General features: G+C 66.4%; 22 protein-coding genes and 3 tRNA genes. 7 read left to right on the top strand and 18 right to left on the bottom strand.

Going from position 1 to position 21,442, the window contains the following annotated elements:
* Positions 1 to 25: 25 nt before the first annotated feature.
* Positions 26 to 910, top strand: a complete 885-nt coding sequence (locus tag ACJJV6_RS10620; RefSeq protein WP_133348399.1) for a hypothetical protein — start codon at positions 26 to 28, stop codon at positions 908 to 910.
* A gap of 46 nt (positions 911 to 956) precedes the next feature.
* On the opposite strand, the gene ACJJV6_RS10615 is transcribed toward ACJJV6_RS10620, so the two are convergent.
* The 5 genes from ACJJV6_RS10615 to ACJJV6_RS10595 all read right to left on the bottom strand — a co-directional run bounded on the left by ACJJV6_RS10615 (position 957) and on the right by ACJJV6_RS10595 (position 5,606).
* A complete protein-coding gene (locus tag ACJJV6_RS10615) occupies positions 957 to 2,009 on the bottom strand; it encodes a LacI family DNA-binding transcriptional regulator (protein ID WP_009357222.1) in 1,053 nt (350 codons plus the stop codon).
* 128 nt (positions 2,010 to 2,137) lie between these two features.
* Complete coding sequence (locus ACJJV6_RS10610; RefSeq protein ID WP_009357223.1) at positions 2,138 to 2,386, bottom strand: hypothetical protein; 249 nt, start codon at positions 2,384 to 2,386, stop codon at positions 2,138 to 2,140.
* Positions 2,383 to 3,279: a carbohydrate ABC transporter permease gene (locus ACJJV6_RS10605; protein WP_354177055.1), complete on the bottom strand. Its 897-nt coding sequence runs from the start codon at positions 3,277 to 3,279 to the stop codon at positions 2,383 to 2,385. The genes ACJJV6_RS10610 and ACJJV6_RS10605 overlap by 4 nt, the downstream gene beginning before the upstream one ends.
* A complete protein-coding gene (locus ACJJV6_RS10600) occupies positions 3,276 to 4,313 on the bottom strand; it encodes a carbohydrate ABC transporter permease (protein ID WP_009357224.1) in 1,038 nt (345 codons plus the stop codon). The genes ACJJV6_RS10605 and ACJJV6_RS10600 overlap by 4 nt, the downstream gene beginning before the upstream one ends.
* 3 nt (positions 4,314 to 4,316) lie before the next feature.
* On the bottom strand, positions 4,317 to 5,606 hold the full coding sequence (locus ACJJV6_RS10595) for an ABC transporter substrate-binding protein (protein WP_009357225.1): 1,290 nt from the start codon (positions 5,604 to 5,606) through the stop codon (positions 4,317 to 4,319).
* A gap of 140 nt (positions 5,607 to 5,746) precedes the next feature.
* On the opposite strand from ACJJV6_RS10595, the gene ACJJV6_RS10590 reads away from it, so the two are divergent.
* Positions 5,747 to 7,537 (top strand): glycoside hydrolase family 13 protein, encoded by a 1,791-nt coding sequence (locus ACJJV6_RS10590; protein WP_407708882.1) that lies wholly within the window; start codon positions 5,747 to 5,749, stop codon positions 7,535 to 7,537.
* 5 nt (positions 7,538 to 7,542) lie between these two features.
* Here ACJJV6_RS10590 and ACJJV6_RS10585 read toward each other — a convergent pair whose 3' ends face one another.
* From ACJJV6_RS10585 to ACJJV6_RS10565, 5 genes are read right to left on the bottom strand one after another with little or no spacing between them, the layout of a single operon-like run.
* Entirely contained in the window at positions 7,543 to 8,154 is a 612-nt protein-coding gene (locus ACJJV6_RS10585) for a hypothetical protein (RefSeq protein WP_354177060.1), read from the bottom strand.
* Positions 8,151 to 8,807 (bottom strand): hypothetical protein, encoded by a 657-nt coding sequence (locus ACJJV6_RS10580; RefSeq protein ID WP_407708881.1) that lies wholly within the window; start codon positions 8,805 to 8,807, stop codon positions 8,151 to 8,153. The genes ACJJV6_RS10585 and ACJJV6_RS10580 overlap by 4 nt, the downstream gene beginning before the upstream one ends.
* Positions 8,804 to 9,184, bottom strand: coding sequence for a hypothetical protein (locus ACJJV6_RS10575; protein WP_407708880.1), 381 nt, complete (start codon positions 9,182 to 9,184; stop codon positions 8,804 to 8,806). The genes ACJJV6_RS10580 and ACJJV6_RS10575 overlap by 4 nt, the downstream gene beginning before the upstream one ends.
* Positions 9,181 to 9,372: a DUF2273 domain-containing protein gene (locus ACJJV6_RS10570; protein ID WP_009357231.1), complete on the bottom strand. Its 192-nt coding sequence runs from the start codon at positions 9,370 to 9,372 to the stop codon at positions 9,181 to 9,183. Before ACJJV6_RS10570 ends, ACJJV6_RS10575 begins: the two co-directional genes overlap by 4 nt.
* On the bottom strand, positions 9,369 to 9,830 hold the full coding sequence (locus ACJJV6_RS10565; RefSeq protein WP_407708879.1) for an Asp23/Gls24 family envelope stress response protein: 462 nt from the start codon (positions 9,828 to 9,830) through the stop codon (positions 9,369 to 9,371). Before ACJJV6_RS10565 ends, ACJJV6_RS10570 begins: the two co-directional genes overlap by 4 nt.
* 148 nt (positions 9,831 to 9,978) lie before the next feature.
* Here ACJJV6_RS10565 and ACJJV6_RS10560 point away from each other — a divergent pair, with 148 nt between their 5' ends.
* A complete protein-coding gene (locus tag ACJJV6_RS10560) occupies positions 9,979 to 10,983 on the top strand; it encodes an IS481 family transposase (protein ID WP_407708878.1) in 1,005 nt (334 codons plus the stop codon).
* 129 nt (positions 10,984 to 11,112) lie between these two features.
* On the opposite strand, the gene ACJJV6_RS10555 is transcribed toward ACJJV6_RS10560, so the two are convergent.
* The 4 genes from ACJJV6_RS10555 to ACJJV6_RS10540 form a co-directional block, all read right to left on the bottom strand.
* Positions 11,113 to 12,711, bottom strand: a complete 1,599-nt coding sequence (locus ACJJV6_RS10555; protein WP_133348381.1) for a glycoside hydrolase family 68 protein — start codon at positions 12,709 to 12,711, stop codon at positions 11,113 to 11,115.
* 738 nt (positions 12,712 to 13,449) lie between these two features.
* Positions 13,450 to 13,525 (bottom strand) — tRNA-Phe (locus ACJJV6_RS10550).
* A 48-nt stretch (positions 13,526 to 13,573) separates the two neighbouring features.
* A tRNA-Asp gene (locus ACJJV6_RS10545) sits at positions 13,574 to 13,647 on the bottom strand.
* 91 nt (positions 13,648 to 13,738) lie between these two features.
* Positions 13,739 to 13,811 (bottom strand) — tRNA-Glu (locus ACJJV6_RS10540).
* A 164-nt stretch (positions 13,812 to 13,975) separates the two neighbouring features.
* Between ACJJV6_RS10540 and ACJJV6_RS10535 the strand changes: the two genes are divergently transcribed.
* A complete protein-coding gene (locus tag ACJJV6_RS10535; protein ID WP_407708877.1) occupies positions 13,976 to 15,019 on the top strand; it encodes a PHP domain-containing protein in 1,044 nt (347 codons plus the stop codon).
* A 39-nt stretch (positions 15,020 to 15,058) separates the two neighbouring features.
* On the opposite strand, the gene ACJJV6_RS10530 is transcribed toward ACJJV6_RS10535, so the two are convergent.
* Positions 15,059 to 15,742 carry a DsbA family protein gene (locus tag ACJJV6_RS10530; protein WP_407708876.1) on the bottom strand — a complete coding sequence of 228 codons (684 nt, stop codon included), beginning with the start codon at positions 15,740 to 15,742 and terminating at the stop codon, positions 15,059 to 15,061.
* A gap of 126 nt (positions 15,743 to 15,868) precedes the next feature.
* On the opposite strand from ACJJV6_RS10530, the gene ACJJV6_RS10525 reads away from it, so the two are divergent.
* From ACJJV6_RS10525 to ACJJV6_RS10515, 3 genes are read left to right on the top strand one after another with little or no spacing between them, the layout of a single operon-like run.
* Entirely contained in the window at positions 15,869 to 16,861 is a 993-nt protein-coding gene (locus ACJJV6_RS10525) for a DMT family transporter (RefSeq protein ID WP_407708875.1), read from the top strand.
* A 9-nt stretch (positions 16,862 to 16,870) separates the two neighbouring features.
* Positions 16,871 to 17,299, top strand: coding sequence for a metallopeptidase family protein (locus ACJJV6_RS10520; RefSeq protein ID WP_009357237.1), 429 nt, complete (start codon positions 16,871 to 16,873; stop codon positions 17,297 to 17,299).
* Positions 17,300 to 17,309: 10 nt separating this feature from the next.
* Positions 17,310 to 18,230 carry a cation diffusion facilitator family transporter gene (locus ACJJV6_RS10515; RefSeq protein ID WP_407708874.1) on the top strand — a complete coding sequence of 307 codons (921 nt, stop codon included), beginning with the start codon at positions 17,310 to 17,312 and terminating at the stop codon, positions 18,228 to 18,230.
* 23 nt (positions 18,231 to 18,253) lie between these two features.
* On the opposite strand, the gene ACJJV6_RS10510 is transcribed toward ACJJV6_RS10515, so the two are convergent.
* The 3 genes from ACJJV6_RS10510 to ACJJV6_RS10500 all read right to left on the bottom strand — a co-directional run bounded on the left by ACJJV6_RS10510 (position 18,254) and on the right by ACJJV6_RS10500 (position 21,367).
* Positions 18,254 to 19,051 carry an ABC transporter permease gene (locus ACJJV6_RS10510; protein ID WP_009357238.1) on the bottom strand — a complete coding sequence of 266 codons (798 nt, stop codon included), beginning with the start codon at positions 19,049 to 19,051 and terminating at the stop codon, positions 18,254 to 18,256.
* A gap of 70 nt (positions 19,052 to 19,121) precedes the next feature.
* Positions 19,122 to 20,108, bottom strand: coding sequence for an ABC transporter ATP-binding protein (locus ACJJV6_RS10505; protein WP_407708873.1), 987 nt, complete (start codon positions 20,106 to 20,108; stop codon positions 19,122 to 19,124).
* A complete protein-coding gene (locus tag ACJJV6_RS10500) occupies positions 20,105 to 21,367 on the bottom strand; it encodes a LolA family protein (RefSeq protein WP_407708872.1) in 1,263 nt (420 codons plus the stop codon). Before ACJJV6_RS10500 ends, ACJJV6_RS10505 begins: the two co-directional genes overlap by 4 nt.
* Between the last annotated feature and the right edge of the window lie 75 nt (positions 21,368 to 21,442).

The following is a 21,442-nucleotide window of genomic DNA, read 5'->3' as shown; positions in this document are numbered from 1 at the left end:
CCTGGACCCAGACAAGGAGACCGCGATGACGGGAAACCTCTACCGGGGCCAGGCAGGCCTGCCTTTTTCCTCCACGCTGCGGGTCTACGAGCCGCTGGACGCGTTCCCGGAAGAGCAGCGCGCCGCCATCCAGGCGGCGGGTGCACGCACAGCCTCGCGTGCCGCCGTCGAAAACGCCGAACTGCTCGCCTCGCTGGGGCGCATCACGCGTTCAGGCGGTGACCCGTTTCCCACCGGACGCACCGACCTGGTGCGGGTCACCACCGCCCCGGCGTCCCAGGGCGGAGCCGCCGACGACGGCGCTGACGCCGAGCCGGTGCTGCTGTACTGCCCCAGCCAGCTGGTCCTCCGTGCCGGCCTGGCAGCCAACGCGCTGATGGAGGGGATCCACGGCCCGCTCGCGGAACTGCTGATCCCCGAGGAACAGCGGGACAAGCACCAGGAACGGATCGACCAGGTCAAGGCCCGGGACGGCTCCATCAGGGTGCATACCCGGGCGTCAACCTGGGGGATCCCGTTCAGCTGGTTTTCGCTTTTCATGGAGTCTGACCACAAGGACGTGGTGGAGGCGGCCGGCCGCATCCTCACCGTCCGGGTCTGGGCTTCGATCACCGATGCCCTGGAACGGGCCCGCTACGCGGTTGCCAACCTGGCCCTGGCGGCCCCGGACCTGGACATGCTGGACGACCTCGCCCAGCTCACCGAGTGGCTCGAGCAGTTCCATGTGGAATCGATGGTGGAGCTGGACTACGGTGCCGTGGCGGACAAGGTGTATCCGGACGAATCCCCGATGGACATCCGGCTGGGCATCGAATGCCTCGCGGAGGGCGACATGACCGGGGCTGCGGCGGCCTACCGGCGCCTGGCCTCGCGCTGGATCCCCATCCGGCAGCTGGCGCGCGCGTCCTGACGCCGCCCGCCCCTGCCGGGGTGGGCATGCCGCAGGTGCCGCAGTCCTACGACTGGGGCGGCGCCGTCGTCCTCCTGACAATCAGTTCATGGGGCGCTACGGCGGACTTCACGGCACCAACCTGCCCGTCCAGTTCGTCAAGGAGCATCTTGGTGGCCAGCTCGGCCTGTTCGTCGGGCCGCTGCCCCACGGTGGTCAGGCCCATGGCGTCGGCAAAATCGTGGTTGTCGATCCCCACGACCGACAGTTCCTCCGGTACGCGGACGCCGATGCGCTGGGCCTCGAAGATAACGCCCATGGCCATCTCGTCGGAGGCGCAGAAGATGGCGGTGGGTTTGGCACCTGGCCGTGCCCACAACCGGCGGAAGGCCTCCTGCCCGCTGCGGACCGTGAAGTCGCCCCATTCGTCCCACTCGGGACGGGTGGGCAGGCCGGCGGCCGTCATGACGTCCTTGAAGGCGAGGATCCGGACCCTGGGAACGTCGAAGTTCAGGTCCGTCTCGTCGTCACCGTGGAGCAGTGCGATATCGCGATGGCCCAGGTCGATCAGGTGCCGCACGGCAGTGGAAGCGGCGGCGTAGTCGTCAATGCCGATGTAGGCGCATTCCTCGACGTGTCCGCCCACCACCACCAGCGGGATGTCGATCTTCTGAAGGTGGTCCAGCTCCTCATGCGTCAGTGCCATACAGAGGACCAGCAGGGCGTCAATCTGCTTGTAGACCATGGTCTTGCTGAAGAGCCGCTCCCGGTTGCTGCCGTGGCCGCCGAGGTTGAACAGGGAAAGGTTGTACTGCCGGGCATGGAGTTCCCGGTCAGCCCCTTCAATGGCCTTGGAAAAGAACCAGCGGCTGACGAATGGGGCCAGCACGCCGATGGTCTTGGTGCGGCCGGTAGCGAGCCCGGACGCAGAGGACGAGGCGACATAGCCCAGGTTCCCGGCTACTTCAAGGATACGTTCGCGGGTGGCCGGCGATACGCGGGGCAGGCCACGGACGGCCCGGGAAACTGTGGCGGTGGAGACACCGGCGGCTGCCGCAACGTCCTCGATGCTGACTCCCGAGTGGCCGCCCCTTTGGGATCTTTCTGTTGTGCGTGCCACCGTGTCCCCTCAATAACTCCATGCAGCATGAAGCTGCCGCTCGCCCTGCGCTGGCCCTCCGAGCCTTCGTATCTTCGCACTCCCCGGCCACGCAGCGTTAAACCGTGACGGTCATGGCCTTCCCCCGGCTACCTGCGTTCGGGGAGCTTCCGGCGCAAACGGATCATGCCGTAGAGCGCCAGGAGTGTGGCCAGCAGCCCCAGGGCCCAGCCGAGCGCAGGCTGCGCAGTCACTTCCATCCAGACCGTGACCACCAGCAGGACCAGGGCCCAAAAGCCAAGGAATCCGATGATGATGTCAAAGTCCTCGCCGGACCGGACGCGCCTGCGGTCGCTTCCCGCCCCCGTGGAGCGGGAGCGGGAAGCATCGCGGGTCACTTGACTGCACCCGCAGTCAGGCCGGCCACGATCTTGCGCTGGAACACAAGCACCAGGATCACCAGCGGAATGGTGACGATGGTGCCCGCGGCCATGATCGCGGTGTACGGAATCTGGTTGGGCTGCGCGCCGGCAAAGCTGGCGATGGCAACCGTCACCGGTTTCGTGGCCTCATTGGAGAGCTGGCTGGCGATCAGGAACTCATTCCAGGAGGAGATGAAAGCAAGGATGGCGGTGGTGAAGATGGCCGGTGCGGCCAGCGGCATGATCACCTTCCGGAACGCCTGCCCCTGGGTGCAGCCATCGACGCGCGCTGATTCTTCAAGCTCCCACGGCATCTCGCGGAAGAAGGAGGTCAGCGTGTAGACCGTCAGCGGCAGGACGAAGGAGATGTTCGGGATGATCAGCGCCTGGTAGGTGCCCATCCAGCCGATGTTGGTGAACAGCTGGAACAGCGGGGTGATAAGGGCAACGCCCGGGAACATGGACGCGCCCAGGATGAAGCCCAGCACCAGGTACTTGAACCGGAAGTTCAGGCGTGCAAGGGCGTACGCCGCGAACACGCCGATGATCAGCGAAACCACGGTGACGGTCACACCGATGATGATGCTGTTCAGCAGTGCTTGGCCGAACTTGTTGCCGAACGAGGTGTCGAACGCCGTGATGAAGTTGTCAAGCGTCACGTGCGTGGGCCAGGGCGTGGTGTCGTAGGTGAACCCGACTTCACGGAAGGCCGTTACGACCATCCAGTACGCCGGCGCAAGGCACCAGATCAGGATGACGGCAGCGCTGATGTAGGTCCGGACGCTCGCCCATTTTTCCCGGTTCTGCGAAGCCTTGCGGCCCTTGTCCTGCTGCGCCCGTAAATTGGCGGAAGCGGCTGTGGTTGTCATTTCTTCCCCTTACCGGTGGCTCCGCTTTGTTCCACAACATTCGCGCCAAGGAAGCGGACAAAGATGAACGCCACCAGGAAGATGATCAGGAACGTGATGGTGGAGAGCGCGGCCGCAGAGTTGAAGCCTTGCCTGATCTGGTTGATCACCAGGATGGACAGCGTGGTGGTGTTGTTCGCACCACCGGTCAGGATGTACGGAAGGTCGAACATCCTGAGGGCATCCAGGGTGCGGAACAGGATGGCAACCATCAGCGCCGGCTTCACCAGCGGCAAAGTGATCAGGCGGAAGCGCTGCCAAGCACTGGCACCGTCAACCTTTGATGCCTCGTAGACCTCTGCGGGGATCATTTGCAGGCCGGCAAGGATCAGGAGCGCCATGAACGGCGTGGTCTTCCAGGTATCGGCAATAATCACTGCCCACTTGGCCGGCCATTCGCTGCCGGTCCAGAGGATGGAGGCGTTGAACAGCTTGTTGATGATGCCGTTGAAGTCGAACATGAACAGCCACAGCTGGGCGGTGACGGCGGTGGGGATGGCCCACGGCACCAGCACGGCCGCACGGACCAGGCTGCGGCCCTTGAAGGTGCGTGCCATGATCATGGCCATCCAGAAACCGAGGACGGTTTCGAAGGCTACGGTGATCACCGTGAAGAGGAAGGTGGTGCCCGTGGCGGTCCAGAACTGGCCGCCCAGGGTGCCCGGCGGGCAGGCGACGGTGCCGCCGCCCGGTGCTGCACACTGCTGTCCAAGCCAGTTCACGTAGTTCTGGATACCGGCCGGCCCGCCTGCGGTGAAGAGGCCGGTGGCAGGGTCCAGTCCCGCGTCCTTCTGGAAGGACATCACGATGGCGCTGATGATCGGGTAAACGATCACGATGCCCAGGGCGATGATGGTGGGTGCCAGCAGCCAGGAGGCCCATTTGCCCTGGCTGAGGATGGCGTTGTCTTCGCCTACGCCCTTGGGACCGTGGTGTACATCGGGCGCGCCCGACGCCGGCTTCTTGACCGGCGTCGGGCCCAATTCGGTTGCCATGATTTACTGCGATCCTGCGCCAGCGGACTCGATGGACTTCTGCATGTCGGACAGTGCGTCCTTGGCGGGCTTTTCACCCTTCAGGGCCGCGTAGGCATTCTCCTGGATTGCCTGGGTGACTGCAGGGTAGAACGGGGTGACCGGACGGGGCACAGCGTTCTCGATGGAGGTCTTCAGGACCGGCAGGTACGGAAGCTTGGCGACCAGTTCCTGGTCCTCGTACAGGGAGCCGAAGACCGGAGCCAGGGAACCCTGGGTTGCAAAGAACTTCTGCTGCTCTTCCTCGATCAGGAACTTCACGAAGTCCAGGGCCGTGGCCTTGTGGTCCGAGTAGACGCTGATGGCGGCGCTGTGGCCACCCAGGGACGAAGCGCCCGGGCCGTCCTTGCCGGGGAGGGCAGTCATTCCCAGCTTGTCCTTAACCTGGGAGGAGCCTTCGGTGGTGGCCAGGTTGTAGACGTAAGGCCAGTTGCGGAGGAACAGCAGCTTGCCTTCCTGGAAAGCGCGGCGGCTTTCCTCTTCCTGGTAGGTGATGGCCTCAGCAGGGATGTTCCCGTTCTTGAAGGCTTCGATCAGGTTGTTAAGGCCTTCCTCGGCCTCGGGGGTGTTCAGGTTCGGCTTGCCCTCGTCGTTAAGGACGGAACCGCCGGCTGAGTTGATGGCTTCGGAAGCATTGACCGTCAGGCCTTCATACTGCTTGAACTGGCCGGAGTAGCAGCCCATGTTGTTGGCCTCGGCGATGGAGCACATCTCCATCATTTCGTCCCAGGTCTTGGGCGGCTCGGGAACCAGGTCCTTGCGGTAGTAGAGGATGCCGCCGTCGGAGGAAACCGGGGCTGCATACAGGGTCCCCTTGTAGGAACCAGCCTCAACCGTGGGCTCAAGCATGCCCGTGGTTTCGATCGCCATTTTGTCCTTGAGCGGCTGCAGCCAGCCCTTTGCGGCGAATTCGGCGGTCCAGACGACGTCCACGCTTGCGACGTCATAGTCAGCATTCTTGGCCTGGAAGTTCTGCACCAGGTCATCGTGCTGCTGGTCAGCCTGGTCAGTCTGCTCCTTGAACGTGACTTTCTCGTCCGGGTGCGCAGCGTTCCACTTCTCGATCAGCGGACGGACCACGTTGCTGTTGTCTTTGCCCTGCACGTAGGTAATGGGACCCCGGCTGTCAAGGTTTGCCTCGGCGTCGCCGCCGCCACCGCCCGTGGTTCCGCCGCCACCGCCCGCACATGCGGACAGGGACAGGGCCAGGACGCCGGCAGTGGCGACCGGAAGAAGGAATCTAGGGGTTTTCATTAGCTTGAAGCTCCTCGCTGAGTGACAAGTAAGTCGACAGTGCGCTTGCTAGGTGAGGTTGATGTGGTGACTGTCACACTAGTAAGGTTGCTGCGTGCAATGCAAGCGTTTACATCAAAAAGTTATCTGAGGGGAACCAAATGTCCAACCAGGCCGTTCGCGCTTCCGGCCAGCCCCGGCCGGAGTGGTGGGCAGACGCCGTCGTCTACCAGATCTACCCGCGTTCCTTCGCTGACGGAAACGGGGACGGCATGGGTGACCTGCGCGGTGTGACAGAACGCCTGCCCTATCTCGAGAAGCTGGGAGTGGACGCCGTCTGGCTCTCCCCCTTCTATAAGTCGCCGCAGGCCGACGGCGGGTACGACGTTGCGGACTACCGTCAGGTGGACCCGCTCTTCGGGTCCCTCGACGACTTCGATGCAATGTTGCAGGATGCTCACAGCCGGGGCCTGAAGGTCATCGTGGACCTGGTTCCCAACCACACCTCCGATGAGCATGCCTGGTTTCAGGCTGCTCTCAGGGCTGCGCCCGGCTCCCCCGAACGGGACCGTTACATCTTCCGTCCCGGGAAGGACAGTATGCCGGGGTCCGGGGACGGCAACCGGGCACCCAACAACTGGAAGTCTATTTTCGGCGGCCCGGCGTGGAGCCGCGTTGCGGGACCGGACGGTTCGCCCGGTGAATGGTACCTCCACCTGTTCGACACCAGGCAGCCCGACCTCAACTGGGAGAATCCCGAGGTCCACGAGGAGATGCGTTCCGTCCTCCGGTTCTGGCTGGACCGCGGCGTGGACGGTTTCAGGGTGGACGTTGCCCACGGCATGGTCAAGGAAAAGGGCCTTCCCGACTGGGACGGAGCGGCGTCCATGGTGGAAGGAACGCACAGCCTGGCGCTGCCGCCCGGTGACGCGCCGGGCGCACATACCGACGCCGAGGAACCGCACCGTGCCGTCTCCCCGGTCTACCCGCCGTCGCCCTTCTTCGACCAGGAGGGCGTGCACGACATCTACCGGAACTGGCACCGGGTGCTGGCGGAGTACGGCAGCGACCGGATGATGGTGGCCGAAGCCTGGGTGGAACCGGCGGAACGGCTGGCCCGCTACGTGCGGCCGGACGAGATGCAGCAGGCTTTCAACTTCGATTTCCTGCTCGCGGGCTGGGATGCGGAGCGGATGGCGGCCGCCATCGACGCTTCCCTGGCAGCGGCCTCCTCAGTGGGGGCACCGTGCACCTGGGTGCTGAGCAACCATGACACCGTGCGGCATCCCACCCGGTTCGGGCTTTCCGACCCCACGACATTTCCCAAGGGGCTGGCCGCGGATGATGAGCAGCCGGACTCCGCCCTGGGACTGGCCCGGGCCCGTGCCGCCACGCTGGTGTCCCTGGCGCTGCCGGGTTCCGCGTACTTGTACCAGGGCGAGGAACTGGGCCTTCCGGAACACACCACTCTTCCGGCAGAAGCGCGGCAGGATCCCACCTTCTTCCGCACGAAAGGTGCCGAGATTGGCCGGGACGGCTGCCGGGTGCCGCTGCCCTGGGCCGCCGACCTGCCCGGTTACGGCTTCTCGTCCCGGCACAGCCAGGCACAGCCATGGCTGCCGCAGCCGGAGAGTTTCGGACCCCTTGCTGCAGACCAGCAGGAAGGAGAGGAGGGCTCCACCCTGGAGCTCTACAAAGCTGCCCTGGCCTTCCGCTCGGGGCGCAGGCTGGGCCTGGGCAGCCTGGAATGGGACGACCTCCATGCACCGGACGCCGGGGTGCTGGCGTTCCGCAACGGGGATGTCCTGGTCCTGGCGAACATGGGATTCGCGTCGGCTCCCATTCCCGCGGGATACAGGGTGGCTCTGGCCAGTGGACCTGTTCCCGCTGAAGAGCTGGCTGCGGTGCAGGAGGTACCGGTCGACTGTGCTGTCTACCTGGAGCGGGTATAGGGCGGTCAGCGGACGCGCTCGGCACGGCCGAAGCGTGTCCGTGCCCCCGCACCAATGTGGATCAGGACCGGCGTTTCCTTGCCGACTACCGCTTCGAGCGCAGCGAGCAGGCCGGCGATCTCTGCTGCCAGCAGGTGCGGCGCCACGCCCTGGCGCGGCAGCAGCCGGACTTTCAGCGCGGGTGACCCCTTGACGTCATAGGTGGCTACCGTGGAACCGGCGAGGTCCGGCCGTCCCGCCAGTGCATGCTTGAGGGCCTGTTCCGCGACTCCCCCGCCGATGCGGACGTCACCGGGAACATCGCCCGGATCGTATTCGGCGGCCAACAGGTTGGACCGGCCCTTGCCCTGCTGGGCAATCCAGGCCACCATAAGCCCGATCAGCAGCAGAAGGACCAGGGCCACCACAATCCACAGCCAGCTTTCGGTGCGTCCCGGGAACCTGGTGGCGTTGAAGGCCTGGTTGATTCCGTCCCAGATCCCCGGGGACCAGGACTGCCACCAGGCACCCACGGGCGGGACGGTCGCCAGAAGCACCAGCAGGATGCCGGCGGCAAGGAGCATCAGCCCCAAAACGGTGAGGAGGATCCGGTTGAGGAGGCTTGGTGTGCTGTTCATGCCCCGATCACTCCCGTTGGCGTTACATTGACCCGGGCTTCGGGTGACGGTTCCAGTTCCATTTGGTCCAGCTCATCCTGGACGGCGGCGAGGACTGTCCCCCCGTCCACCGGCACTCCGGACGTGGGCCTGACGTTCACCAGCACCTGGCGCTGGGAAACAACCACCATTACCTGCTCCGGGGTCACGTTCGCCGCCAGGCGGGCCCGGCGGGCAAGCGATGAGGCGATGACTTCATCGTCAACCACGACGGCGGGGCCACCGGATGCGTGCCCGGCGCCAGCGAGGAGGTGGCGTGCCCGCCGTCCCGGAAGTATCCCGTTGAGCACGAAGATCAGGCCGGCCATCGCCAGGACCGCGCCGACAGCGCCCAGCAGCAGCGGCGGGATCCCGGCGGGGAGCTCCACGATGCGTTGCGCGGCAACCTGGGGCTCGATCAGCCAGGCAGGCTGGCCGATGGCATGAACCGCTGCTTCCAGGAGTCCGTAGGCCGCCAGCACCATGACCAGGACGGCAGCGACGATGGCCACCGCGGCACGCGAGGAGTGCGTTTCCCGGTACGCCACCCGGCGCATGTCCGGCCCCTGGCCTGCGGCACGGCGGTCCCCCTCGCGCCGCGACCGCCTGGCTCCGGCGTCCACCCTGCTGCTCACCGGACCCGGCCCCCTTCACTGATCCTTGCACCGCTGATGCGGATATCCACCCTGCTCAACCGGGCACCGCTGAGCTCCGTGACGGTTTCCAGGATACGGGTTTTAGCCTCGACAGTCCGGTCCCAGATGGAACCGCCGAACCTCTCCACCCGCGTAGGATCCTGGACAACGCTTCTTAGAGGCGGGATGCTGATGGGCGTGACGAGGGACAAAGCCAGCAGGCCGTCGTCGTCCGTCCAGTCTGCCCGCACGTCCTGGGCGTCGACGTCGAGCGCCGCAGCAGCCGCTGCCTTGGCAAGGCTTGTCAGCGCCTGCGTGCTGATGCGGTTATGGCCGCTGAGCGCCTGTCCCCGCAGCGCCGGGGCGGGCGTGCTCATGATGATGAGCGCCGGCCGATGATGGCGTCCAGGACACCGCGGAGGTCCAGCTTCCCTTCGGCGGCGCGGCCCAGGAGTGCCCCAATGGCCATGAAGAGCAGGGCTACCAGGAACCCCCACAGCCCGAACTGGAGGGACATGAAGGCTACGAAGGCGCCCATGGCGGCGCCTGCCAGTGTCAGGTTCACAGCAGTGCCTCCCTTTCAGGGCTTCCGGCGGCGGCCGGTTTAACGGGCGGCGGCACATAGACATCGGTGACTTCGACGTTCACCTCGATGACCTGGAGCCCCACCAGTTCCTCCACCGCCCGGTAGACGGCGGCGCGCACCTGGTTGGCAAGGGAATGCAAGGGCGTGCCGTAGCTCGCCACGAGGCTGATATCCACTGCCACCTGGGTTTCGCCCACTTCGGCGCGGACCCCGGCCGCATGGTCGGAGCTGCCGACGGCGTCGCGGATGGCCCCCAGGGCACGGGACGGTACCGATCCCAGGGAGTAGACGCCGGGCACGGCGCGGGCGGCGATCCCGGCCACCTTGGCAACAGCGGTCTCGGAAATTACGGTCCGTCCCAGTCCGGGCGCCGGGACAGGTACCGGCGCGGCACCGCTGCGGATGCCCGGCTCGGGTTGTGGGTTCTGGTATTCCATCAGGCACTCCCCCTTCTGTTGATCCAACCCTATCCCTAGCTGTATTGTCCCGGCAGGTTGGTGACACGGGGATTGATTTGAAGCAATAAGAGGACCTCCGGGTGTTGTGTGGTGCTTGTCGAGAGCGAACACAAACCAGGAGGTCCTCGTGTCCCACCGTAACGCGTTTTTGGCTCATTCGGGGCGTCGGCAGCTGGCCCGTTGCATCGTGGTTGATGGGTGGCCGTTGCGCCGGGCTGCTGAGCGGTTCAACGTTTCCGTTCCGACGGCCGCGCGCTGGTCCCGCCGCTACCGGGAGTTGGGAGAGGCTGGGCTGCAGGACCGGCGGAGCCGGCCGTTGACCTGCCCGCACCGGACCCGGGTGCGCACCGAGAGGCGTGTGCTCGGACTGCGGGTGAACCGGCGGTGGGGCCCTGCCCGGATCGCCTATCACCTGCACCTGAACGTCTCCACGGTTCACCGCATCCTGGCCCGCTATCTCTGCCCTCCGCTGCGGTTCACCGACCCGGCAACAGGGATCAGAGTCCGTGGCCGGGACCGCGCCCGCAGGTACGAATACGCGTGGCCGGGCGAGATGATCCACGTGGACGTCAAGAAACTCGGCCGGATCCCGAACGGTGGCGGCCACCGCATCCATGGGCGGGTGCAGGGCGAAGCGAATGCCCGGGCCCGGAACCTCGCTGAAGGCCGGACCAGGGGCCGGGGCCAGGTCCGCGGCTACACATTCTTGCACCACGCGGTGGACGACCATTCCCGGTTCGTTTATTCCGAGATCCTGCCGGACGAGACCAAGGAGACGGCCTCGGCATTCATGCGCAACGCCATCGCCGCGTTCGCCGCCCAGGGCGTCAGGATCCAGCGGGTCCTGACCGACAACGGCTCCTGCTACCGCTCCCGTGCCTTCGCCGCTGTCCTGGCCGAGGCCGGGATCAGGCACAAACGCACCAGACCATACCGGCCACAGACCAACGGGAAGGTTGAGCGGTTCAACCGCATCCTGCAGGAGGAATGGGCCTACGCCAGGGCCTACGGCTCAGAAGCCGAACGGCAAGCCTGCTACCCGGACTTCATCCAGTACTACAATCGCCGCAGGCCCCACACCGCACTCAAAGGCGCCTCACCAGTCAGCCGTGTCACCAACCAACCGGGTTAGTACACCTAGCCTGCGGTGCTGCGCTGTTAACTGAGGGGCAGTAGTTAAAGGCCCAGGCGGGGATGCCCCCAAGAGCATCCCCGCCTGGGCGGTGCCGCTGCAGCAGCGGCGGTGCGGCTATGCCGCGGTCTACTTGTACAGTCCTTCGCCGCCGACCTTGACGTTGGTGGGCAGGTAGCCGAAGGGGCCAAGGCCGTTCTGGCCGAAGCTGCGGTCAACTTGGGTGATGCCGTTCTTGAAGTTGATCTTCACGGTCGGGGACAGGGAGCCGCCGCGGACGCCGTTGACGTTGTCGATGAATGACTGCACCAGTCCGTTGGGCTGCACGTAGTGCGAGTAGGCCTGGAACTGCCGGCCGTTCTGCTGGCCGGAGATGGTGCCGCTCGGGTTGTTGGCGGGCAGGTTGAGGTCGGTGGGCGAGCCAAGTGCCAGGCCGGAGTTGTTGACCGGCTGGTAGTCGGAGCGCACGCCGTCGCCCACGAAGCCGTAGACGCCGTCGGGGCCGCGCATGCCTGCTGCGTACGTGAACTGGTGGCTGATCGTGTACAGGTAGTACTTGTTCTTGCCGTCCTCGTTCTGGATGAAGATCTGGGGACGTTCAGTCTGGTCGTTCACGCAGTTCGCGGAGAGGATCGGAGGCAGGAAGGACCACTTGGTGAGGTCCTTGTTGTCCGCCACCGCGAGGCCCACGTTGCCGGTCTGGTAGTAGGCGCCGCTGCTGTTCACCTCGTCGAGGGACTCTGCGTTGGCATCGCCCTCACGGTAGCCGAGGTCTTCCTCGGTGCACTGGTACTCGCCGCGGTTGCCGCCCGTGTTGCCTTCGAAGACCATGAAGGTCTTGCCGGGGTGCGCCGGGTCGGCAAAGGTGAACGGGTCACGGAACGCGAAGCCGGGGTTCTGTTCCTTGGTCTGGTACATCTTGCCGTCCGGCTCAAGCAGCTTGGTGTGCTCGAAGCCGTCGAACCAGACGCGTTCCTCGTTGGCGTGGATGTTGCCGAGGGCCTTGGCGATGGCCGCGTCCGGGGCGATGCCGCCGCCGCCGGCGTTCCGCTCGGCCACATCGTGGAAGGTGGTGGCCGTGTAGAACACGTTCACGTGGTTGCCCTGCATCAGGCGGGTGGAGCCGGACCATTCGGTGTTCCCGATGGAGGAACCGTCCACGAAAAGGTGCCCGCCGTAGTTCCACTTGTCCTTGGCCGGGTCCGCGTTGGTCTTGCGGAAGAAGAAGCCGATGCGGGCGTTCCAGTGGCGCTGGTCGAAGTTGTAGCCCGCGTGGCGGTCAGCGACGAGCGAGAAGATGACGTCGTAGCCCTTGTAGCTGATCTGGTTGGCGTGCTCGTCCGTCAGGGACCAGGTGTCCCAGACCCAGACGTCCTCGTTCATGGTGGGGAAATCCTCGGGGATTTCCGGCATGGTGACGTCCGGGCTCATGGAGTTCTGCCCGGGAGCCACCGTGGTGTCGCTCTGCGCCATGATCTGGCTGGCATCGGCGCGGGTCCACTTGGAGGTGAAGTCCGACGCCGGGTCGAAAGCTTCCTGGGTGTGTTCCGTGGGGAGGGGGAAGCCGGGGGTGGGGGCCGGCATCTGCTCTGCGGCCGGCGGATCGGCAGGCTCGTTGGCCTGTGCCGACGGCACGGCAAGGAAGGTCGAGGCAGCCACGGCTGTTGCCAGTGCTGCGGCGGCGGACCGCCACCGCAGCATCCGGGGTGCTTGGGGGTGCTTGTGCATGTTTGCTCTTCTCGCGGAGTTGAAACTGTTCGTGGAAGACGGGCGGATGCCCTGGTTCCCCGCACTCCGGCGAGCCTCGACACCTTGGCAGGCGTCATCGAGGACGCCGTCGTGTCGAGGGGCGGGACCTGGGTGGGGTCCCACATGCGGCCCGTGGTGATACCGGGGATATCCGGGCCGGTCTCCACGCTAGGCAGGCCTTTCACGGCATTTCAAACCGTGTTTCGCGGCCTCGAAAACCGAGTTCCACCCGATTGTGCAAGCGCTTACACATCCCAATGCGCGCGCGTGCCATATCGGTTTTGCAGCGTCAAATGTTACAGATGTCAGACAAATTATTTCTTGCGGAGCAGCCCGCTGTTGGGTTGCCCACATCTGCGCGGCGGCCAAAATGAGGCGGGAATTACACCGCCAGGGCCACGCAAAATTAATGGCGACGCGCATCTTCCTCCCCGCACCCCGGATTTGGGCCGCGCAAAACTCCTTGCGGGTCGGGAATGGGCGGGCGCGTCGGGAATGGGCGGGCGCCGCGGAAGTGCTTGTGTGCGTCGAAAATGACTCCGCCCGTCGCTCCGGCAGCGGCCAGCCGAAGAAGTGAGGAGGGGCTGCTCTGGGTGCGGGTCCGGCGGGTGCGGCGGCAGATGCCAGGCCTGGGTGCCAAGCTGCATGCTGACGGCCAGGATGGGAAAAGCTGGTTAAGCAGAAAAGCACCAGTTCCGAAGAACTGATGCTTCCCAGTGGTGGCTCCGACCGGCGTCGATCCGGTGACCTTTCGATTTTCAGTCGAACGCTCTACCAACTGAGCTACAGAGCCTAGGTGACTAGTCACCATGAGAGCCGGAATTGCTTCCAACAATCAGAGCGACCCTGACGGGACTTGAACCCGCGACCTCCGCCGTGACAGGGCGGCGCGCTAACCAACTGCGCTACAGGGCCTTGCGTTTCTTGCTTTCGCAGTATCTCTACCGCTTTTTTCAAGGCTTCCAGCCTACCAGACTTTTTTAGTCTGTTTGACCAGTTCCTTGCGTACCCCCAACGGGATTCGAACCCGTGCCGCCGCCGTGAAAGGGCGGTGTCCTAGGCCGCTAGACGATGGGGGCCAGAACCCGTTCGGAGCAAAATAAAAGGCGTAAAGCGAGGCTTTCCGTCTTTGTCCTTTGCGTTCTCCGAACTGGACTCTAAAACTATAGGGCCTAGTTCCTGATAATCCAAAATCGGCCAAAAACCCCGTGCCTGAACAGGGAGAACAGGTGAAGATGGACTGATGGATGCCGTTGCAGCGCTCAATGAGATTGCCTTCTGGCTGGAGCGCGGACGCGCTGCCACCTTCAAGGTCCAGGCCTTCCGGAAGGCCGCCGCGGCCATCAGCCCGCTGCCGGCCGAAGAAGTGGCTGAGCGGACCAGGACCGGCAGGCTGAAATCCATGAAGGGCATCGGAGACCGGACCTACCAGGTCATCCAGCAGGCCGTGGCGGGCGGCGTCCCCGACTATCTGGCCGACCTGCGGGAAAAGGGCGCCCAGCCGCTGGCCACCGGCGGCAGCGAACTTCGGAGCGCCCTCCGCGGCGACCTGCACAGCCACAGCGACTGGTCCGACGGCGGCTCCCCCATCGAGCTGATGGTGGCGGCCGCCTGGGTACTGGGCCGGGAGTACCTGGCGCTGACGGACCACTCGCCCAACCTCACCATCGCCAACGGGCTGTCAGCGGAGCGCCTCACCAGGCAACTGGATGTGGTGGCGGCGATCAACGCCGACGGGCAGGCCGGGTCCAAAGGGCAGCCGGAAGGCAAAGTGCGGCTGCTGACGGGAATCGAAGTGGACATCCTGGAATCCGGCGAGCTGGACCAGGACCCGGAGCTGCTGGACCGCCTGGACATCGTGGTGTCCAGCGTCCACTCAAAGCTGCGCGCCGACCGGAAAACCATGACCCGGCGGATGCTCGGCGGCATCCAGGCCCGGCATACGAACGTGCTTGGCCACTGCACCGGCCGGCTGGTGGAGGGCTCGCGCGGTACCCGCCCGCCGTCGGAATTCGATGCCAGGGAGGTCTTTGCCGCCTGCGCCGAAAACAACGTGGCAGTGGAAATCAACTCCCGGCCCGAGCGGCAGGACCCGCCTGATCCGCTGATCCAACTTGCGCTGGAGGCCGGGTGCCTGTTCTCGATCGACAGTGACGCGCACGCTCCCGGCCAGCTCGACTTCCTTCAGTACGGCGCCGAGCGTGCTGCCCGGAACGACGTCCCGCAGGACCGCATCATCACCACGTGGCCGGTGGAACGGTTGCTGGAGTGGGCCGCGGCGAAGTAACCGTTGCCACTGCGGCCGCGGCAGCCGCCCACGGCGCAGCTATTCGACGGCGTCAGCGAGTTTCTGCCGGAAGTCCGCCTTCGTGGAGAGGACCAGCTTTTCGCCGTTGAGGAAGAAGGTTGGAGTGCCGCTGACACCCAGCGCCTTTCCGTCTGCGATATCCGCCAGGACCCGCTCCTCCGTTTGCTGGTCGGCGACGGCGGCGTCATACAGGGCCAGGTCCAGCCCCAGCTCCTCCGCATAGCTGCGGAACAGCGGCGCCTGGGACTGCTGGCTGCCGGCCCACTGGGACTGGGTCTCGAAAAGCCTGTTGGCCATCTGCTGGTACTGGCCCTGTTGCCCGGCGGCCTCGGCAGCGAGTGCGGCCTGGCCCGAGTTCGGGTGCATCGACAGCGGGAAGTGCCGGTGCACGAACGTGATCCGGTCCCCGAACTCCGCCTTGAGCTCCTCCACCACAGGGTGGATGGAACCGCAGGACGGGCACTCGAAGTCGAGGAACTCCACCAGCTGGGCTTTCTCCACCGCCGGGGTGGTGAGCCGGTGGCTGTCCGCCCGGACAAGCTGCTCAGCCCCCGCTGCGGGGGGCGCCGCCTGCTGCTGCCTCCCTGCCACCGAGAGCGCGAACCACACCGCCCCGCCAATCACGATGACCGCCAGCACGATCCAAATGATGATCCTGGCAAGACGTGCGTTATCGCGGGGTGGAGCAGGGTTTGAGACCATAATCCGCATCCTAGCGGAGGCCGGGAGCGCCGCCGGCTCAAGGGTCGTGCAACTTTGGCAGGAAGTTGCCCAGACGTGGCCGATTTCCGCCAGCCCCGGCCCGTCCCGTCCGGATACATTGGCTGCATGCCCTTCACCGCCCCCGCCCGCAAACCCAATTCCGAGTCTCCTCCGGCAGCGTCCCGGGCCAGGGCCCTGGGCGTCGCGGCGATGGCCGTCACCGTGGTGTTCTGGGCCTCGGCATTCGTGGGAATCCGGGCCATCGGGCCGCACTTCTCCCCCGGATCCCTGACGCTCGGCAGGCTGGCGGTTGCCGCCGTCGTGCTGTCTTTCGTGGTGCTGCCGCAACTGCTGAAGAACCGCAATCTGCCGCGGGGGCGCGAATGGTGGCCCATCCTGGCCTACGGGGTCATGTGGTTCGGCGGCTACAACGTGGCGCTGAACGCCGCCGAGCATGTCCTTGATGCGGGCACCAGCGCCCTGCTCATCAACGTCAGCCCCATCCTGGTGGCCATCATGGCCGGCCTCTTCCTCAAGGAGGGCTTTCCGCGGTGGCTGCTGATCGGCAGCACCGTGGCCTTTGTTGGGGTGGCGCTTATCGCGCTGGGGTCCGGACCGGCTGCCGGGACGGCGCCCGGCCCGGGGAAAAGCGCGACGGCGGACCTGGCGGGAGTTGCGCTGTGCCTCCTTGCCGCCGTGCTCGCCGCGGTGAGCGTGATCATCCAGAAGCCTGTCCTGCGGAAATTCCCCGCGGCGCAGGCCACCTGGTTCGGCATCATGGTGGGATCGGTGTGCTGCCTGCCCTTTGCCGGGCAACTGGCCTCCGAGCTGCAGGCCGCACCGCCCGAAGCCACGGCCGGGCTGGTGTACCTGGGTGTCTTCCCCACTGCCATCGCCTTCACAACCTGGGCTTACGCACTCTCGCTCGTGGACGCCGGCAAGCTGGCAGCCACCACCTACCTGGTTCCCGGAGTTACCGTGCTCATTTCCTGGCTCCTGCTCGGCGAGGTTCCCACGGCCTGGGGCCTGGCGGGCGGCGTCATCTGCCTGCTGGGCGTAGGGCTGACCCGCCGCCGGAGCCGCCAAGGGATAGGGGCTCCGGCGGCTGTTCGGCGCTAAAGTCGAAGTATGCCTCCCAGCCTTCCACCCGGCCTTCCGATCATTCCCGACGGTCCGCATGAGCCGCTGGGCTTCCGGATGTCCGCGGATGAATTCGAGGCCGCGGTGTCCGACGCGCTGGACAGCATCCCGGACAAGCTGGCCCGTGCCATGGACAACGTGGCCGTCTTCATCGACGACGATTACGTGCCCGGGCCGGGGGAAGATCCGGACACCGTGCTGCTGGGAATCTACGAAGGCGTCCCGCTGACCGAACGCGACTCCTGGTGGGACGCAGGGTCCCTGCCGGACCGGATCACCATCTTCCGGGAACCCATCCTGGAAATCTGCTCGTCCCGGGAGGACGTGATCCATGAGGTGGCGGTAACCGTCGTCCATGAGATCGCGCACCACTTCGGCATTTCCGATGACCGGCTGCACGAGCTGGGCTGGGGCTAGCCTTGTAGGCATGGGACACGACCACAGCCACACCCACGGCATCACCGCTACCGGCCAGCACCGCAAGCGGCTCGTGGCCGTGCTGGTGATCACGCTTGCCGTTGTCCTGGTCCAGGTGGTGGGGGCCGTCCTGTCCGGGTCGCTCTCCCTGCTGGCTGACGCCGGGCACATGCTCTCCGACGCAGCCGGGGTGACAATCGCCCTCCTCGCCGCCTGGATTGCCGGCAGGCCCGCCAGCGACCAGCGCACCTACGGGTACCAGCGCGCAGAGGTGCTGGCAGCGCTGGCCAACGCCCTCATCCTGATCGTGATCTCCGTGGTGATCTTCACCGAGGCCATCCGCCGGATCGGCTCCGCCCCGGAAGTGGCCACGGACATCATGCTCTTCGCCGCCATCCTTGGCGCGGTGGCGAACGTTGTGTCCCTCCTGATCCTGCATGGCGCCCACCATGAAAGCCTCAACGTGCGCGGCGCCTACCTGGAGGTCCTCGGCGACCTCCTGGGCTCGTTCGCCGTTATTGCCGCCGCCGTTGTGATCATGCTGACCGGTTTCAACGCCGCGGACACCATCGCCTCGGTGGTGATCGCCATCCTGATCCTGCCGCGGGCCTGGAGCCTGCTGCGCGACGTGGTGGATGTCCTGCTGGAAGCCAGCCCCAAGGGTGTGGAAGTCCAGATGATCCGTGAGCACATCCTGTCCGTGGCAGGCGTCACCGACGTGCACGACATCCATATCTGGACCATCACCTCCGGTGTGCCCGTGTTCTCTGCCCATGTGGTGGTGGAGGACGGGGTGCTGAATGCGCGCGGTGCCGACCAGCTGCTGGACAAGCTCATCACCTGCCTGGGCTCGCACTTCGACACCGACCACTGCACCTTCCAGCTGGAGCCGGCCAGCCACTCGGAGCATGAGGCGCACCAGCACGCATAAGCGTGGCCGGCCCTGCCCCGGCATCAGCTCAGGATGTCCCTGGTGACGAACCGTCCGTACGCCAGCGCCCCGAACACTGCAATGTAGCCGCCCTGCAGCAGGGCGTTGCTGGTGAATGAGTCCCACAGCAGGGGCTGGCGCAGCATGTCGCCGAACCCGAACCAGTAATGGCTGAACAGCCACGGGTGCAGCCATTCCAGCTGCGGCAGCTGGTCCAGGACCTGGGACACCACCGACACCACCACGGTGGCAGCCATGGCACCCACCGGAACCACCGTGAGGGTGGACAGGAAGAGCCCGACGGCGGAAAGGCCCGCCAGCGAAACGGCCAGGTACGCGGCAATCAGGAGGATGCGGACCGCGGCTTCAGGCGGCTGGATGACGTCCCCCGACAGCAGCGTCACGGGCCCCACCGGAAACAGGGCCGCGCCAATTGCGGCACCGGCAAGGCCGACGGTGAGCGGCGCGACAATGCAGAACGCGAGCGCCCCTGCGTATTTGACCAGCAGCAGCCGGACCCGCCCGGCGGGCGCCACGAGCAGGTACCGGAGGGTGCCCAGGTTTGCCTCGCCGGCGATGGTGTCCCCCGCCACCACCCCCACCGTGAGCGGCAGGAACAGCGGCACCGAGACCAGCATGGCGGTGAAGGCAACAAAGAGGCCGTTCTGGCTGATCCGGTCCAGGAAGGCCGGGCCCCGGCCGGGCGGGACGGCGGACGAAACCCGCACCGCGATGGCGATCAGCACGGGAATGGCTGCCAGTGCAAGCAGCAGCGCCCAGGTGCGGCGGCGGCCGAACAGGACCCGCAGTTCCGAGAGCATCAACGAGGACGCGGATTCCCGCGCCTCCCGGACCGCCGGCGCGGCTGTTCCGGGGACTTCCGCCGGCACGCTACTGGGCAACGTCGAACCCCTCTCCGGTCAAGGCAACAAAGCGGTCTTCCAGGCTTTCGCGTTCGACGGCGAATCCCCGGACCCGCACGCCGCCCGCCACCAGCTGCCCCACAACATCCTCGGGCAGACGGCCGTCGGCAGCGGCGGACAGGCTGGCGAGGAGGATCTCGCCGTCGGGCTGGGATCCGCCGGCGTCCGCCGCCAGGCCCAAGCCGGCAAGCACAGACCTGGCCTGACCGGCGTCGGGTGTCAGGAGCCGGATCCGTGCGCTGCCGGCACGGCGCAGTTCGGCGAGCGGTCCCTGCGCCACGAGGCGGCCGGCGCTCATGATGGCCGCGTGCGTGCACATCTGCTCCACCTCGGCGAGCAGGTGGCTGGAGACAAAGACCGTGGCCCCGTCATGGGCAAGGGAACGGACCAGGTTGCGCACCTCCCGCGTGCCCTGGGGGTCGAGTCCGTTGGTGGGCTCATCCAGCACCAGCAGGTCCCGGCGGGCGAGCAGTGCGTTGGCGATGCCCAGCCGCTGCTTCATCCCCAGCGAGTAGGCGTGCACCTTCTTGCCGGCGGCATGTGAGAGCCCCACCCGTTCCAGGGCACGGTCCACCCGGCCCTTCCGGGTGGCGGGCACGGTGCTGCGGCCGGCGGCATCCAGCCGGGAAAGGTTCGCTGCACCGGACAGAAAGGGGTAGAAGGCGGGCCCTTCCACCAGCGCGCCCACCCGCGGCAGCACGTCCCGGAACCTGCCCGGCATTTCCATCCCCAGCAGGCTCACCGTTCCTGCTGACGCCGCCGCGAGGCCCAGCAGCATACGGATGGTTGTGGTTTTACCGGATCCGTTGGGGCCAAGGAACCCGAAGACGGAACCGGGCGGCACGGCGAGGTCCACGCCGTCCACGGCAACCTGCCGGCCAAAGTGCTTGGTCAGGCCCCGCGTCTCGATGGCAAGGTTGTACTTCCCGGACCCGCTTCCGCCCTGCGGGATCACGGAGCCGCCGACGCAGCGGCCTGCAGCCTGTCCGGCTGCACCATGCCGGCGAAGATGCGGCCATCATCGGTGATGAGGACGTTCAGGAGCGTGGTGGACAGCAGCCGCCCGCCGGGGACAGCGACGGCGGCCTGGGACAGGAGCGGATCCCGCAGCAGCGAGTCAGCGAGGGTTCCGCCCGCGGCAGCGGCCGGGATCCCCACCACCGTCTCCCAGCCCGTTCCGGTCACGGAGGGGCGGGCCGGATGCTGCCTGAGGGCTGCCAGGTCTTCCGGGGTGATGATCATGCCGGGCGCACGGAAGTTGAGGGGCCACCGGTCCGGGTCACGGAACTGCAGTTCCTTCACGGGGCTGCCGGGCGGCGGGGCGAAGGTGAAGAGGGAGTCGTCCGGCGCGTCCAGGGAAAGGCTGGTGAAGCCGGCACGGAACGACGGCGAGGAGGCACCGCGGGCGGTCACCTGGACGGACAGGGGCATCCCGGTTTCCCCGTCCACGGCAATGGCCACCTTGCCCACGAGCGTGGCATCGGTGCGGGGCTCAAGCACCAGGTTGTAGGCGGTGCGCCCTGCAACGTCCACATCCTCACCAATTGACACGGCGGTGCTTGGCTCCACCTTGGCCAGGAGGTGTCCGGCGATGTCCGCGGGCGTGTGCGTGTGCATGGCGCCCGGCTTGTCCGGTTCGGCCGGCGGCACGTTCGGGTCCTGCGGCCCGGCGGTCGGCGGCACGTACAGCGGCAGGTCGCTGGCAAAGGCCGGAAGGGTCAGATGCGCCGTGGAGTTGTCCTTGGAGGAATAGAACCAGACGTCATTGCCCCGGCGGACAATGTCACGTTCGGCCAGCCGGTCCACCACCTGTACCCGGACTTTGGCCTTGCCGTCCATGTAAACCCGTGCGGTGTGCCCGCCGGAGAGCAGCTCGAACAGGGAGGCTGCGCCGCCTGCCGAGGCGGGCCCGGACGCAGGCCCGGCAGGGGGAAGTTCAGGCAGTCCCAGATCCGACGATTGCTCAACGGTGCCGGAGAACGTGGAGACCTTGTGCTGCCCCAGCAGGGCCAGCACTTCCGCCGGCGACTTTTCGGGCAGGGGGTCGCCCGCCCGGGCCGGGATGGATCCCGCGAGCACCCCGGCCGCGATCACTGCAGGTACTGTCATGGCAGGCAGCCACCGCAGCCAGGCACGCCTGGCGCCCGGCGCGTTCCGCCGTTGGAGCCAACTGCCGGAGCCGGTGGTGCCGGAGCCCGCTGCTTCTGAGCCCATAGCTCAAGGTTACGCCTGCGCAGGCACGTAGACACGGGCCGGAAGCCCCCTCCCGGAAGGGGTTTTGGTACCCCG

The sequence above is a fragment of the Arthrobacter nitrophenolicus genome (assembly GCF_045833485.1).
Taxonomy (GTDB): Bacteria; Actinomycetota; Actinomycetes; order Actinomycetales; family Micrococcaceae; genus Arthrobacter; species Arthrobacter nitrophenolicus.
The sequence above is the reverse complement of the archived record's forward strand: the minus strand, read 5'-3'. Positions and strand labels throughout refer to the sequence as shown.